13 protein-coding genes, 1 pseudogene and 1 riboswitch are annotated in these 14,464 nt (G+C 71.7%); of the genes and pseudogenes, 6 read left to right on the top strand and 8 right to left on the bottom strand.

What is annotated here, in order from left to right; genetic code table 11:
* Positions 1 to 11: 11 nt before the first annotated feature.
* The 3 genes from BKD30_RS10110 to BKD30_RS10100 all read right to left on the bottom strand — a co-directional run bounded on the left by BKD30_RS10110 (position 12) and on the right by BKD30_RS10100 (position 3,535).
* The gene (locus tag BKD30_RS10110) at positions 12 to 932 is read right to left on the bottom strand and encodes a GNAT family N-acetyltransferase (protein ID WP_076704418.1); all 921 of its coding nucleotides are present in this window, start codon (positions 930 to 932) and stop codon (positions 12 to 14) included.
* A complete protein-coding gene (locus BKD30_RS10105) occupies positions 929 to 2,311 on the bottom strand; it encodes a glycine--tRNA ligase (protein ID WP_173893097.1) in 1,383 nt (460 codons plus the stop codon). The genes BKD30_RS10110 and BKD30_RS10105 overlap by 4 nt, the downstream gene beginning before the upstream one ends.
* Positions 2,312 to 2,431: 120 nt before the next feature.
* Positions 2,432 to 3,535: a DMT family transporter gene (locus BKD30_RS10100; RefSeq protein ID WP_076704415.1), complete on the bottom strand. Its 1,104-nt coding sequence runs from the start codon at positions 3,533 to 3,535 to the stop codon at positions 2,432 to 2,434.
* A 245-nt stretch (positions 3,536 to 3,780) separates the two neighbouring features.
* On the opposite strand from BKD30_RS10100, the gene BKD30_RS10095 reads away from it, so the two are divergent.
* The gene (locus BKD30_RS10095) at positions 3,781 to 3,996 is read left to right on the top strand and encodes an RNA-binding S4 domain-containing protein (RefSeq protein WP_076704413.1); all 216 of its coding nucleotides are present in this window, start codon (positions 3,781 to 3,783) and stop codon (positions 3,994 to 3,996) included.
* Between the two features lie 70 nt (positions 3,997 to 4,066).
* On the opposite strand, the gene BKD30_RS10090 is transcribed toward BKD30_RS10095, so the two are convergent.
* Entirely contained in the window at positions 4,067 to 4,738 is a 672-nt protein-coding gene (locus tag BKD30_RS10090) for an alpha/beta hydrolase (RefSeq protein ID WP_076704412.1), read from the bottom strand.
* Positions 4,739 to 4,887: 149 nt separating this feature from the next.
* Between BKD30_RS10090 and BKD30_RS10085 the strand changes: the two genes are divergently transcribed.
* The 3 genes and pseudogenes from BKD30_RS10085 (at position 4,888) to BKD30_RS16945 (ending at position 6,364) form a co-directional block, all read left to right on the top strand.
* The gene (locus tag BKD30_RS10085; RefSeq protein ID WP_076704445.1) at positions 4,888 to 5,679 is read left to right on the top strand and encodes an SGNH/GDSL hydrolase family protein; all 792 of its coding nucleotides are present in this window, start codon (positions 4,888 to 4,890) and stop codon (positions 5,677 to 5,679) included.
* A gap of 24 nt (positions 5,680 to 5,703) precedes the next feature.
* Positions 5,704 to 5,853, top strand: a pseudogene (locus BKD30_RS16950) (LysE family translocator); the annotation flags it as partial.
* A 175-nt stretch (positions 5,854 to 6,028) separates the two neighbouring features.
* A complete protein-coding gene (locus tag BKD30_RS16945; RefSeq protein ID WP_328586909.1) occupies positions 6,029 to 6,364 on the top strand; it encodes a LysE family translocator in 336 nt (111 codons plus the stop codon).
* 348 nt (positions 6,365 to 6,712) lie between these two features.
* On the opposite strand, the gene metX is transcribed toward BKD30_RS16945, so the two are convergent.
* Positions 6,713 to 7,783 carry a homoserine O-acetyltransferase MetX gene (gene metX / locus BKD30_RS10075; RefSeq protein WP_076704444.1) on the bottom strand — a complete coding sequence of 357 codons (1,071 nt, stop codon included), beginning with the start codon at positions 7,781 to 7,783 and terminating at the stop codon, positions 6,713 to 6,715.
* Between the two features lie 140 nt (positions 7,784 to 7,923).
* The gene (locus tag BKD30_RS10070; RefSeq protein ID WP_076704410.1) at positions 7,924 to 9,246 is read right to left on the bottom strand and encodes a bifunctional o-acetylhomoserine/o-acetylserine sulfhydrylase; all 1,323 of its coding nucleotides are present in this window, start codon (positions 9,244 to 9,246) and stop codon (positions 7,924 to 7,926) included.
* A gap of 65 nt (positions 9,247 to 9,311) precedes the next feature.
* A riboswitch (SAM riboswitch) is annotated at positions 9,312 to 9,428 on the bottom strand.
* Between the two features lie 124 nt (positions 9,429 to 9,552).
* Between BKD30_RS10070 and BKD30_RS10065 the strand changes: the two genes are divergently transcribed.
* Positions 9,553 to 10,191 (top strand): VOC family protein, encoded by a 639-nt coding sequence (locus tag BKD30_RS10065; RefSeq protein WP_076704409.1) that lies wholly within the window; start codon positions 9,553 to 9,555, stop codon positions 10,189 to 10,191.
* 39 nt (positions 10,192 to 10,230) lie between these two features.
* Here the strand turns inward: BKD30_RS10065 and BKD30_RS10060 are convergent, their stop codons facing one another.
* Positions 10,231 to 10,974, bottom strand: a complete 744-nt coding sequence (locus BKD30_RS10060; protein WP_076704407.1) for a C40 family peptidase — start codon at positions 10,972 to 10,974, stop codon at positions 10,231 to 10,233.
* Between the two features lie 238 nt (positions 10,975 to 11,212).
* Positions 11,213 to 11,977 carry a CPBP family intramembrane glutamic endopeptidase gene (locus BKD30_RS10055; protein ID WP_076704443.1) on the bottom strand — a complete coding sequence of 255 codons (765 nt, stop codon included), beginning with the start codon at positions 11,975 to 11,977 and terminating at the stop codon, positions 11,213 to 11,215.
* An 85-nt stretch (positions 11,978 to 12,062) separates the two neighbouring features.
* Here BKD30_RS10055 and BKD30_RS10050 point away from each other — a divergent pair, with 85 nt between their 5' ends.
* Positions 12,063 to 14,303: a S9 family peptidase gene (locus tag BKD30_RS10050; RefSeq protein WP_076704405.1), complete on the top strand. Its 2,241-nt coding sequence runs from the start codon at positions 12,063 to 12,065 to the stop codon at positions 14,301 to 14,303.
* Positions 14,304 to 14,464: the final 161 nt, after the last annotated feature.

Raw genomic sequence — 14,464 nt, 5'->3', positions numbered from 1 at the left:
CCGCCGCCGGCTCAGTCCGCGACGATGAGGGTCTGCTGGACGACCTCGGCCTGGCCCCCGGCGATCAGCGGCGCGAGCAGGTCGGCGAGGTCGCCCATCGACTCGTCCACCTCCACGGCCACGGGGTAACTGGCGACCAGCAGCGCCAGCAGCTGACCCAACGCGAACGCCGGGTTGTGCGCCGTCGGGTCGTAACCGAGCAGCACGTCCGTCGGCTCGTCGTCGGGCCGATCCGCGGACGGGTCGAGCGCCGGGTTGTCCGGGGCGGCGGCGGCATAACTGACCGCGAACGCCTTGATCGCGCCACCCTCCCGGAGCACGACGGCACCGTGCGCTCCCGAGGCCTCTCCGAGGAACAGCTGGTTGACCCGGCCCACGGACAGGTCGGCGGGCGGATCCCACTGGTGCACCGCCCGGTAGAACTCCCACAGCGCCGTGGTCAGCTCCACGGACCCGGTGGCCAGGTCCTCGATGACCTGGGAGCCGTCCTCGTGCAACGGAACCAACGGCAGCGCCTTCGGGTGGACGACCACCACGCGGGACTGCTGCAGGGGCCGGAACCCGGCAGCCGCGGCGAAGTGCGCGCCGGGCGAGTCCAGGTCCACCTTCGCCCGCAGCCGTTGCACCGGAGCGGCGTCCATCTGGCGCCGCAGCATGGCCAGCACGGTCGAGCCGATACCCTCCCGCTGCCGTTCGCGCGCGACCTCGATGTACACCCACAGCCGCTCCGGGTGCACCGACGCCTCGCTGACGACGCCGGCGGCGACCGGAACGCCGTCGTCCTCGGCGACGACGGTGCGCACGAACGGGCTCTCCGACGCCGGCCGCAGCAGGGCGCGCCCCTCGGCCAGGGCGGGGTGGGAGGCGTCGCCCAGGATCTGCAGCAGGGCCAGGTCGTCACCCTCGGCCCAGGCGCGGTACGTGATACTCATGCGCCGGCCAGCCGCTCGGAGAGGTAGGCCGTGACCCGGTCCAGGGCGACGCGCTCCTGGCCCATGGTGTCCCGCTCCCGGATGGTGACGGCCTGGTCATCGAGGGTGTCGAAGTCCACGGTGACGCAGAACGGGGTACCGATCTCGTCCTGCCGGCGGTAGCGGCGGCCGATCGCCCCGGCGTCGTCGAAGTCGATGTTCCAGCGCTTCCGCAGCTCAGCGGCCAGGTCTCGGGCCTTCGGTGACAGGTTCTCGTTCCGGGACAGCGGCAGCACGGCCGCCTTGACCGGCGCGAGCCGCGGGTCGAGCTTGAGCACGGTCCGCTTGTCGACGCCGCCCTTGGCGTTGGGCGCCTCGTCCTCGGCGTACGCGTCGACGAGGAACGCCATCATCGAACGGGTCAGGCCGAAGGACGGCTCGATGACGTACGGGGTGTACCGGTCGCCCGAGTTCTGGTCGAAGTACTGCAGCTTGGTGCCCGAGGCGTCGGAGTGGTTGCTCAGATCGAAGTCCGTGCGGTTGGCCACGCCCATCAGCTCTCCCCACTCACTGCCCTGGAACCCGAACCGGTACTCCAGGTCGATGGTGCCGGCCGAGTAGTGCGCCCGCTCGTCCTCGGGCACGTCGAAGCGGCGCATGTTGTCCGGGTCGATGCCCAGGTCGGTGAACCAGTCCCAGCAAACCTCCACCCAGTGCTCGAACCACCGGGCGGCGTCGTCCGGCGCGGTGAAGAACTCGATCTCCATCTGCTCGAACTCGCGGGTGCGGAAGATGAAGTTGCCCGGGGTGATCTCATTGCGGAACGCTTTGCCGACCTGCCCGATCCCGAACGGCGGCTTCTTCCGGGCGGCGGTGACGACGTTGAGGAAGTTGACGAAGATGCCCTGCGCCGTCTCCGGTCGCAGGTAGTGCAGGCCCTCCTCGTTGTCCACGGGGCCGAGGAACGTCTTCATCAGACCGGAGAACTGCTGGGGCTCGGTCCAGTTGCCCTCCTGGCCGGTCTCCGGGTCGCGGATGTCGGCAAGACCGTTGACCGGTGGTCTGCCGTGCTTGGCGATGTACGCCTCCACCAGGTGGTCCGCCCGGTAGCGCTTGTGCGTGTGCAGGGACTCGACGAGCGGGTCGGTGAACGTGGCGACGTGGCCGGAGGCCTCCCACACCCGCTTCGGCAGGATGATCGAGGAATCCAGGCCGACCATGTCCTCCCGGCCGCGCACGAACGTCTGCCACCAAGCGGTCTTGATGTTCTCCTTCAACTCCGCGCCGAGCGGTCCGTAGTCCCAGGCCGACCGGGAACCGCCGTAGATCTCACCCGCCTGGAAGACGAAGCCGCGGCGCTTGGCCAGGTTGATGACGGAATCGAGGCGGGTTGCAGGCATCAGGTGGAAACTCCCATGGGGTCGTGGCCGCTGGATGCGGCCCCAGGCCGGAACCCTCTCCCGGGACTCCCGGCGCTCGCGGAAGATCGGCCGGCCGGGTCGGGAAAGGCAGCTACCACCCTACCGCGCGGCCCGGTCGGCGTCGGTCTCGCCCGTGCGGCCGGTGCGGCCGTCGGGCCCGTCGCTGACCACGCGCTGGCGCGACCGGCGGCCGGCGGCGAGCAGCGCCCGGTCCGAGCGCCACGGCACGGTGGCGACGGCGACGGCGACGAGGGTGAGCGCGGTACCGCCGACGGTGGAGAGGGCGACGTGGACGCCGGGCGTCGGCACGATGACGTCCAGGCCGAGGGAGCCGACGAGCTGGCCGGCGATGATGCCCAGGCCGAGCAGCAGTACCCCGAGGCGGGGCACGAGCATCGCGCTGATGGAGACGACGGCGATGCCGAGCAGACCGGGCAGGTAGGCCCACCACGCCGTCGGCAGCGGCTCCGTCGTCGGGACCACCAGCTGCTTGACCCCCCAGGCGAGGAGCAGCACGAGCGCGCCGACCGTGAAGTTGGTCAGGGCGGAGATCATCGGGGTGCCGGCGATGCTGCCGATCCGCCCGTTCATCGCCTGCTGGAACCCGAAGAGCAAGCCACCGGCGAACGGCAGCAGCAGGGGCCCGATGATCGCCGCGACGTCGGTGCCCCCGGTGAAGCGCGATTCGACGGCCCACACGACGGCGACGATGGTGAGTACCGAGCCGACGGAGCGGGGCAGGGTCGGCGGCCGGCGCTGATGAGTGCCGAAGCCGGCGGCGTCCACGAGCACCCCGCTGAGCGTCTGGCCGGCGACGAGCGCGATAGTGAAGATGGCGACGCCCAGGACGCCGACGGTCAAGCCCTGCGCCAGCACGACGCCCGCTCCGATTCCTCCCGCGACGAGATACCAGCTCGGCGGGTCACCGGCCCGTAGGCCGTGCACCAGCCGAGCGAACGACCGTCGACCGGCCGGGATCACCGCCACCCCGATCACCAGGGCGACGGCACCGACACCGAAGCTCAGCGCCGCCGCGGCGAAGCCGTCGTGCAGCTGACCGGCGACCGCGCCGGTGATGCGGGACTGCAGGGCGAACGCGACACCGGCGACGATGGCGAGCAGCACGCCGATCGGCGCGGGAATGCTGTGCGTTCGGGAGTCGGCGTGGCCGGTGGGAGCGGTATCGGGGTCGTCGCGTGTCACGCGGTCAGGAGTCACACCCGTCAGCCTAGGCCGGGGCCACGGGGTCGTCCCGAACCGGCCGGTCCGCGCCTCACACGCCGACCCAGACCTCGCACGCCGGCCCGAACAACGGCACCACTGTTCGGGCCAGAGCGCCCCAGCCCGAACAACAGCCCCACTGTTCGGGCTGGCGTGCGAGGCGGAAACAGCCCGGGGCGGGCGTACGAGGCGGGACCGGCCCACCCCGTCCATGGGACACTGAGCCGGTGAGCGACATCAAGGAGATCGGCCTGCGCGACGAGTTCATCCGGCTCGGTCAGTTGCTCAAGCTGGCCAACCTGGCCGAGAACGGCATCGACGCGAGACGCCTGGTGGAGGAGGGTCTGGTCATCGTCAACGGGGACATCGAGACCCGCCGCGGCCGTCAACTGAGATCTGGTGACGTCGTCGAGGTCAACGGCACCGGCGTGCGGATCGCCTGACGCTTCGGCCGTACCGCGCGAATGCCCTCTGCCGTCCGACCTCGGCTGAGTGCCGGCATGCGCCGCCGGGTCAGCGCAGCAGGTGGTGGGTGAGGAACTCGTTCACGTGCCGCAGTTCCTGCTCGCTGATGCCGTGGCCCATCCCGGCGTACAGCACCTTCGTCAGCTCCACCCGGTCGCGCAGCCATGCGGCGGTCTGCTGCGCCAGCTCGGCCGGGATCACGTCGTCCGCCTGGTCGCGGCCCCAGAACAGCGGCGGTCGACGGGCAGCCAGGGCCGCATCGTTGAAGAAGCCGTCGGACTGAGCGTCGATGTCCCCGGCATCGACCAGCACGAAACCGGAGCAGCCGACGACGACGACGAAGTCGTCGGGCGCGTGCCGCAGCATCGACGTCGCCACCGCCATGCCCTGGGAGAAGCCGAACAGGCTGACGCTGGCGAACTCGCCACGGACCCCGTGGAGCCAGGCGAACAGCGTGCGGCAGGAGGCGATCGCGGCCCCGGTGGAGAAACCGACGGCGCTGCCGGCCGCGTCGAACTGCAGATCGAACCACGAGAAGCCCGGTTCCATCCGGTGCGGAGCCCGGACGGCGGCGTAGGTGATGCCGGCGGGCAGGAACGGCACGAGCGCGGCGAGGTCGTGCTCGTCGGCGCCGTACCCGTGCAGCAGGACGACGAGAGGCGTACCCGCACGCTCGGATTCGGGCGCGGACCACCAGACGGACAGGTCAGGGGAAGTCACCGCGCCATTGTGCCACGGCCGCGACCGTCAGCACCGACCGTCCTCCGGGGGGGGAGTGGCACGATGAACGCGTGAGTGAGAACGCGACACATCCGCACCGGACCGACCAGTACCGGACCGACCACGACGCGACCGACCAGTCCGACCCCGTGCACCCGTGGACCCGCTACGTCGCGATCGGCGACTCGTTCACCGAGGGCATCGGGGATCCGGAGCCGTCGGCGCAGGGCGGTCACCGGGGCTGGGCGGACCGGCTCGCGGAGGAGCTGGCGCGCACCTCCCACGACTTCGCCTACGCCAACCTCGCCGTCCGCGGCCGGCTGCTGGACCGGATCGTCGCCGAGCAGCTGGAGCCGGCGCTGGAGCTGAAGCCCGATCTGGTCACCGTCTCCGCGGGCGGGAACGACATCATCCGTCGGGCCGACCCGGACGCCGTCGCCGCCCGGCTCGACGGCGCCGTCGGCCGGCTCGCGGACTCGGGAGCGACGGTGCTGCTGTTCACCGGTCCCGACATCCGGGACACCCCCGTGCTCGGGGCGATCCGGGGCCGGGTGGCGATCTTCAACGAGAACCTGCACACCGTCGCGAAGCGGCACGACGCCGTCATCGCCGACATGTGGGCGCTGCGGGAACTGCTGCAGCCGCAGATGTGGGCACCGGACCGGCTGCACTTCTCCCCGCTGGGCCACCACACCATCGCGATGATGGCGCTCGACGCCCTGAACGTGCCGCACGAGGATCTGCACCCGCTCGAAGCCAGCCCCCTGCCGGCCCGGACGTGGCGGCAGGCCCGGGCGGAGGACCTGGTGTGGGCCCGCGAGTACTTCGCCCCGTGGGTGCTGCGGCGGCTCCGGCGGGTCTCGTCCGGGGACCACATCACCGCGAAACGGCCGATGGCCGGCCCGGTTTTCGGTCCCGGTATGCCCCCGGGCTCGGAGTGAGCCCCGTAGCCTGATCCGGTGACCATGCTCGACGCCGTCCTCGCCTTCGCCCTCGTGGCCGGCCCGCTCACGCTGGTGCCCGGCCTCGACACCGCCCTGGTGCTGCGGTCCTCTCTCACCCGGTCACGTCCGTACGCGTGGGCGACAGCGGCCGGCGTCGCGACCGGGGCCACGGTGTGGGGCGTCGCCGCGGCCGTCGGCGTCTCGGCGCTGCTGACCGCGTCCGAGCTGGCGTACCGGGCGCCGTCGCCGGGGCGGCGTACATGCTCTGGCTCGGGGGTCGATGATCGTCCGTTCGCTGCGGCACGGCCGACCCGTGCGGCAGCAACGGGGCGACCGGCTCCCGCCGATGCCGACCTCCGCATCGCGTGGGTGGCTCGTCGGTGCCGGGACGAACCTGCTCAACCCCAAGGTCGGCGTGTTCTACATCGCGACGATCCCCCAGTTCCTGCCCGCCGGGGTGCCGCCGCTGCTGATGGGCGCGATCCTCGCCGGCGTGCACGCCGCCCTGACGATGGGGCGGTTCTCCGTCCTGATCTCCGGGGGCCGCTGGGCGCGCCGGTGGCTGTCCAGCCCTCGGTCGCTCCGCGTCATCGACCGGATCACCGGCGTGGTGCTGCTCGGTTTCGGCGGGACCCTCGCGGTCGAGTCGGTCACCGGTGGGGCTCCGGCCCTGCGGCCCTGACGGACTGCGTCGCCGGGCATGGGACACCGGGCACGAGCCGTCACCCGACAATCGCGCCACCGAATGGGACGGAAGTGACCGGAGTGGCGGCGTCCACGCCACACCAACCCCACCGGTCACACTCGATGGCGCTGTCATCGGTTAGTCCGAGAACCCTGACGGAGGAGTCCTTCGGCGGCGGAGGGCGTGCGCGGGTCCGCGACTGAGGCACGCATCATCTCAGCAGCGCCACCCGAACCAACCACCACAGTGAGTGTGACCGGCGGGACGGATGGGGCGCCGGCACCGTCTCAGCAACTTCACCCGCCACACTCGCGGTAGCCGTTGCACCGCGAGCGGCGGACCGGGTCAGCGGCCGAAGACGTGGGCGTCCAGCAGCGCCCCGAGCTGGCCCATCTCGGTGAGGAAACCGTCGTGCCCGATCGCGGCGTCGATCAGGTGCACCGGCACGTCCCCGGGCAACGCGGCGGCGAGCTCGAAGGACTGCTCGGGCAGGTAGAGCCGGTCGGACGTCACCGCGGCGACGAGGAAGTCGGCCCGCACACCGGCGAGCGCCCGCTCCAGGCCGCCCCGGCCGCGGGCGACGTCGTGGCTCATCAGCGCGTCGGAGAGCACGAGGTAGCTGTTGGCGTCGAACCGGCCGGCCAGGGATGTGGCCTTGTGGTCCAGATAGCTCTCGACCGCGTACCGGCCCCGAGAGGCGCTGGTGCCGCTGAGCGGGTCCTCCCCCGTCTGCGGCCGGCGGCCGAACCGGGCGCCGAGCTCCGCTTCGCTCCGGTACGTGATGTGCGCGATCCGGCGGGCGATGCCGAGCCCGGCGTCGGGCGTCGGCCCGTCGTAGTAGTTGCCGTCGGCGAAGTGAGGGTCGTTTCGGATGGCCAGCACCTGCGGCTGCGCCCACGCAATCTGCTCGGCGGTCGATGAGGCCCCGATCGCCAGCACCGCGCAGTGCCGCACCGCCTCCGGGTAGGTCACGGCCCATTCCAGGGCCCGCGCCCCGCCCATGGACCCCCCGATCACCACGGCGAACGCGTCGATCCCCAGGGCCTCGGCGAGTCGCTTCTCGGCGTGCGCGGCGTCGCGGAGGGTGATCAGCGGGAACCGGGAACCCCAGGGCCGCCCGTCCGGGGCGAACGAGGAGGGCCCCGTGGACCCGTAACAGCCGCCGACCATGTTGACGGAGACAACGAACAGCTCGTCGGTGTTCAGCGGACAGCCCGGGCCCACGAGCGCGTCCCACCAGCCGGGCACGTCCGTGTCACCGCGGGCGACGTGCGAGGAGCCCGTCAGGGCGTGGTGGACCAGGACGGCGTTGGACGCGTCGGCGTTCAGCGTGCCCCACGTCTCGTAGGCGAGCACGACGTCGGGCAGCACCCCACCGGTCTCCAGCTGGAGGTCGCCGATGGACCCGAACCGCACGGCGGCGGCCGCGTCGCCGAGGGACGCGAGCGCGGACCGGCCGAGGTGGTGACCGTCGCCGGCGTGACCGTCGTCGGCGTCGGCCGGGCGCAGCCCGACGTCGCGGTGGCGCAGGAGGGCGCGCTGACCCGGGGCGACGCTCACGCGGCGGGGGCCTCGAGCGCGGCGAACCCGGTGGCGAGGTCGGCGAGGATGTCGTCGATGTGCTCCAGTCCCACCGACAGGCGCACCAGGCCGGGGCTGACACCGGCGATGCGCTGGCTCTCCTCCGAGAGCTGGCTGTGGGTGGTGGACGCCGGGTGGATGACGAGCGAGCGCACGTCCCCGATGTTCGCCACGTTCGAGTGCAGGGTCAGGGCGTCGACGAACCGGCGCCCGGCCCCGGCGCCGCCGTCGATCTCGAACGCGATCACACCGCCCGCACCCTTCGGCGCGTACTTCCGGCCCAGCTCGTACCAGGAACTGGACGGCAGACCCGCGTAGGCGACGGAGAGCACCTCGTCCCGCGCCTCCAGCCAGGCGGCGACCCGCTCGGCGTTGGCGACGTGGCGGTCCATCCGCAGGCTGAGGGTCTCCAGGCCCTGCGCGATGAGGAACGCGTTGAACGGGCTGGCGGCGGCACCGGTGTCCCGCAGCCACTGGACGCGCGCCTTGAGGATGTAGGACAGGTTCGCGCCGAGCGCACCGCCCTGCCCCAGATCCCGCCCGAACACGAGGCCGTGGTACGACTCATCCGGCTCCGTGAAGCCGGGGAAGCGACCCGGCTCGGCGGTGTAGTCGAAGCGGCCGGCGTCGACGATCACCCCGGCGATGGCGTTGCCGTGCCCGCCCAGGTACTTGGTGGCGGAGTGGACGACGACGTCGGCGCCGTGCTCGAGCGGCCGGATCAGCCACGGGGTGGCCACCGTGTTGTCGACGATCAGGGGCACCCCGGCCGCGTGGGCGGCGTCGGCGACGGCGGTGATGTCGAGCACGTCCTGCCGCGGGTTGGAGATGCTCTCCCCGAAGAACGCCTTCGTGTTCGGGCGGGCGGCCGCGGTCCAGGACGCCGGGTCGTCCGGGTCCTCGACGAAGCTGACGGTGATGCCGAGCTTGGGCAGCGTGTAGTGGAAGAGGTTGTGGGTGCCCCCGTACAGGGAGGGACTGGCGACGATGTGATCGCCGCTCTCGGCGACGTTGAGGAGCGCGTAGGTCGTCGCCGCCGAACCGGAGGCCAGCAGCAACGCCCCGACACCGCCCTCCAGCGACGCCACCCGGTTCTCGACGGCCTCGTTGGTGGGGTTGCCGATCCGGGTGTAGATCGGGCCCAACTCGGCCAGGGCGAACCGGGAGGCCGCCTGGTTCGCGTCGTCGAAGACGAAGGAGCTGGTCTGGTAGATCGGCAACGCCCGCGCCCCGGTGGCGCTGTCGGGCTGTTGGCCGGCGTGGATCTGGCGGGTCTCGAAGGACCAGGTGGTGGACATGCCGTGCCTCTCGTGAGGGAGCCGGCCAAGTCCGGGAAGCGAATGCGCCACTCCCGGGGCACACCGGCCCGCGCTTGCGGCGCGCGGACGCGCGTCGCCAGGTCGTCACCCGGGGCACCCCACCGCGGTTGGAGGGTTGCCGGTCAGCGAGCCGGGGCTGCAGGGCGCTGACGCTCATGACCGTGGCTACCAGTCTTGGGTGTATCGACCGCCCCGCGCAAGTCGATGACGTGTCACGACCAACGGCCGGGAGTGATGAGGGTCACCTAACCAGCGTCCCCGGGGTGCCGGTGTAAGGATGAGGGAATGCGCCTGGATCACGTCTCGTTCGCCTGCGGACCCGCCGGGCTGACCGCCTGCGCCGACGAGATCGGTCAGGCCCTCGGCATGCGCCCGGTGACGGGTGGGATCCACCCGCGCTTCGGCACCCGCAACGCCATCTTCCCGCTCGAACGGGGCCGGTACGTCGAGGTGGTCGAGGTGCTCGACCACCCGTCGGCGGACAAGGCACCGTTCGGTCAGGCGGTCCGGGCCCGGTCCGAGCTCGGTGGCGGCTGGCTCGGCTGGGTGGTCAGCGTGGCCGACCTGGCCCTGTTCGAGAAGCGGCTGGGCCGGGAATCGGTGCCCGGCAACCGCAAGTTCCCGGACGGCCGGGAGTTGAAGTGGCGTCAGATCGGCGTCAAGGGCCTGATCGCGGACCCGCAGGTGCCGTTCCTGCTGCACTGGATCAGCCCGCCGGACCTGCACCCGTCGACGGCGGCCGCGACCGACGTCGCACTCGCCCAGCTGCAGATCGCCGGCTCGCCGAGCCGGGTGACCGACTGGTTGGGACGGGACGTCCGGGAGGCCCTGGCCGACGTCGACGTCGACTGGGTGGCACCCAACGGCACGCCCGGCGTCCTGTCCGTCACCTTCGAGACCCCGCGCGGCACCATCACGATCTGAGCGGTGGCGCGGCCGCCGGGGCGCCACCGCCGGGTGGTCTCAGCTGTCCCGGACGGGCAGCCGGATGAGCAGGCCCCCGTGGTACGGGTTGTACATGGTGCCCTGCACCGGGTTGAGCGCCTCGAACACACCGCCGTTGCCGTCGTAGATGCCGATGTGCTGTCCGGGGATCCAGATGATGTCTCCGGGTCTGCCCTCCGACAGGGGGATCTGCTGCGCTCCGAGCGCGGCGGCCATCGCGTCACCGCCGAGCACGGGCAGGTCGAAGCCGTACTGCCGCAGCACCCAGCTGACGTAGCCGCCGCAGTCCCAGCCGGTCACCGGGGACGTGCCGCCCCAGACGTACGGCCGGCCCACCCCGGTCTTCGCCGTGGCGACGATGCCGTTGCGCAGCGCCGCGGCGTTGCCGGTGGCCACCGCCGCCGTCGGCGTGCGCCAGGTGGTCACCGGGCCGAGCGTCGTCGGGAGGGTCGTCCGGATGCCGGAGTCGGGAACCGGCCACGCGCCGCCCCGCGCCGGGGCGGCCGTGGTCGGCAGGGTGGACGGCGGCGTGGTCGGCAGCGTGGACGGCGGCGTGGTCGCCGGCGTGGACGGCGGCGTGGTCGCCGGCGTGGTCGCCGGCGTGGTCGCCGGGGTGGTCGCCGGCGTGGACGGCGATCCCGGACCGGTGAGAAGCCACTGCGCCTGGGCCGGGGCGGCCAGGCCCAGGGTGGCGGCGCCCACGGCCGCGCCGACGACGACCGCGACGGCGGCGCGACGGCCGCCGCGTGCGAGCGGCGTCATCAGTGTTCCGGGACGACTGGCGGTTCGGGCTGGTTCGGCGCGGTGCCGGGCGTGGTGAGCGCTCATGGTTCCCCCTGTGAAGCCCCGCGATGCGGTGCAGCGGTGCCGGCATCCCGTGTTCCCCCTGGCACCCGCGGGCGGAGATACGGACCCGCCCGCGGGCCGACACAGCCGGCTCGGTGCGACTCACCCTAGACCACGGCGAGCAGGGTGACCATAGGCACTTTCCGGCCTCGGCTCAGCCGAACCCGGTGGCCCGGCCGAGCAGCGCGAAGCCGACGAACGCCCCGGTGTTCAGCAGCGCGTGCGCGACGATCAGCGGCATGACGCGGCGGACCTTGAGGTAGACGGCGACGAAGACGAGTCCCATGACGACATTGCCCAGGAACGGCCCGAAGCCCTGATAGAGGTGATAACTGCCGCGGAACAGCGCGCTGACCACGAGGATCGCCGGCGTCGACCACCCCAGTTGGCGCCACCGCAGGGTGAGGTACCCGACGACGATGATCTCCTCGAGCACGGCATCGCGGGTCGCGGAGAGGATCAGGACCGGCACCGTCCACCAGTACGTGCCGAGCGCCGCCGGTACGAGCGCCGTCGTGATCCCCAGCGCCCGGCCCACCGCGTAGAGCGCGAGGGTCCCGCCGCCCATGACGGCGAAGAGGGAGACGCCCTGCCACAGATCGGCCCACGGCCGGGCGCCGTCGACCCCGAGCCGCCGCAGCGGGCGCAGCCCGGAACCGAAGCCGGCCCCGGCCAGCAGGAACACCACCAACAGGACCGGCACCAGCGAGAATCCGATACCGAGCAGCTGGTAGGTCAGATCCAGGTACTCGCGGTCGCTCCGGGTCGGGTTCAACGTCGTGGTCTGCCCCCCGAGCGGACCTCTGGTCAACTTGTCGATCAACTGGACGACGGCGTAGACGGCCGACTGACCGAGCGACAGACCGAGGACCAGGAGGATCTCGGCGCGCAGGCGGCGTCGATCGGGGCCGGTGGCGATCGGCGGCGTGTCGAGGCGATCGGGTGCGGCGGAGTCAGCAGGCACGCTCACACCCTAGATCACCGGATCCTCCTAGGATCGAGTCATGAGCGAGCACGTCAACCCCACCTCCCCCCTTGCGTTGCCCACTCCGCCCGTCGCCCGGAGGATCCCGGTGGAACGGACCCACCACGGGGACACCCTCGTCGACGACTACGAGTGGCTGCGGGAGAAGTCCGATCCCGAGGTGCTGGCGCATCTGACCGCGGAGAACGCCTACACCGAGGCCGTCACCGCCGGCCAGCAGCCGCTGCGGGAGCGGATCTTCGACGAGATCAAGAGCCGCACCCAGGAGACCGATCTGTCCGTCCCGTCCCGCCGGCACGGCTGGTGGTACTACAGCCGCACGGTCGAAGGCGGCCAGCACGCCGTCCACTGCCGGGTGCACGCCGAGGGCGACGGCACCGAGCTGGCGCACTGGGAGCCTCCCGTGATCGAGCCAGGCGCGCCCCTGGACGGCGAGCAGGTGCTGCTCGACGGCAACGCGGAGGCCGAGAACCTGCCGTTCTTCTCGCTGGGCAGCTTCACCGTCAGCGACGACGGGAATCTACTCGCGTGGGGTGTGGACGACGCCGGTGACGAACGGTTCACCATCCGGGTCAAGGATCTGCGCACGGGTGAGTTGCTGCCTGACGTCATCGAGGACACCTTCTACGACGCGCAGTTCCACCCGGACGGGGGCAGTCTGTACTACACCGTGGTCGACGCCGCCTGGCGCCCCCACCAGCTGCGCCGGCACGTGCTCGGCACCCCGTCGACCGCCGATCAGATCGTCGCCCGGGAGGACGACCCGGGGATGTGGCTGGGTGCCGAGATCTCCGCGAACCGCCGCTGGCTGGTCGTCACCTCCGGCAACTCGGAGTACAGCGAGACCCGGCTGCAGCGCGTGGGCGGGGACGACGGGAAGCACGCCGACGACGGGTTCCAGGTCGTCATCGACCGTACCGACCGGGTGTTGTACGACGTCGAACCCGTCGTCCTCGACGGGCAGGACCGGTTCGTCCTGCTGCACAACCACCAGGCGGTCAACTCGGCGGTCGCCCTGATGGACCCCGCGGACGCCGGCAAGCCGGTCGCCGAGCAGACCTGGACCCCCGTCATCGAGCACCGCAGCACCGTGCGGCTGAGCGGGATCGCGTCCAACCGCACCCACCTGTTCGTCGCCGCCCGGCGGGAAACGACCGAACGCGTGCAGGTGCTCGAACTCGCCGGGGTCGGCACGTCGGAGCAGCGACCCGAGACCGAGCCGCGGTTCGAGGAGGAGCTGTACTCGGCCTCCCTGATCGGTGCCGAGTACGAGGCCCCGGTCGCACGGCTGACCTACACCTCGTTCCTCACGCCGCCCCGGGTCTACGACTACTTCCCGACGCTGGACGGTACGACCCGCGATGCGGCGGACGGCGCCTCGGACGACTCCGCGGCCGCGCCCGCCCTGGCCCTGCGCAAGGAGACCCCGGTGCTCGGCGGCTACGACCCGGCGCGCTACCGGGCGGAACGGGCCTGGGCGACGGCGCGCGACGGCGCCCGGATCCCCGTGTCGATCGTGCGGCGCGCCGACGTCGAACCCGGGGGCCGGCACCCCGTGATCCAGTACGGGTACGGCTCTTACGAGATCAGCATCGACCCGGCCTTCTCGGTCGCCCGGCTCTCGCTGCTGGACCGCGGCGTCGTGTTCGTCGTCGCACACGTGCGCGGCGGCGGTGAGCTCGGCCGGCCCTGGTACGAGGACGGGAAGAAACTGGCGAAGCGGCACTCGTTCACCGACTTCGTCGACGTCACTGACTACCTCGTCTCCTCCGGCTGGGCGGACCCGGCGCGCATCGTCGCGACCGGCGGGTCCGCGGGCGGGCTGCTGATGGGCGCCGTCGCGAATCTGGCCCCGCAGAAGTACCGGGCGATCGTTGCCGTCGTCCCGTTCGTCGACGCCCTGACCACCATCCTCGACCCGGAGCTGCCCCTCTCGGCGCTGGAGTGGGAGGAGTGGGGCAACCCGATCACCGATCCCGAGGTCTACGCCTACATGCGGGGCTACTCCCCCTACGAGAACATCGCTCCGGTGGCCTATCCGCGGATCGCCGCGATCACCAGCCTGAACGACACGCGGGTGTTCTACGTGGAGCCGGCGAAGTGGGTCGCCCGGCTGCGGGAGGTGGGCACGGGCGCCGAGCCGATCGTGCTCAAGACCGAGATGGACGGCGGACACGGCGGCGCGAGCGGCCGGTACGAGAAGTGGAGGGACACGGCCTTCCAGTACGCGTTCATGCTGGACGCCCTCGGCCTGGGCTGAACTCGCCGCGCGATGCTCCTATGGATGTCAAGCCGCTTTCGCGAGGTCGGCGGTTGAAGTCGGGACGTGGGTGTCTCGGGTCCTGAGGTCGTTGATGAGGGCCCGGTAGATCTCGCGGGCGATGTGGCGTTTGAGGCAGCGCATGATGTCCTTCTTCGAGA

Source organism: Tersicoccus phoenicis (assembly GCF_001968835.1).
Classification (GTDB): domain Bacteria; phylum Actinomycetota; class Actinomycetes; order Actinomycetales; family Micrococcaceae; genus Tersicoccus; species Tersicoccus phoenicis.
Note: the sequence above shows the minus strand (reverse complement) of the source record. Positions and strands in the feature narration are given on the sequence as shown.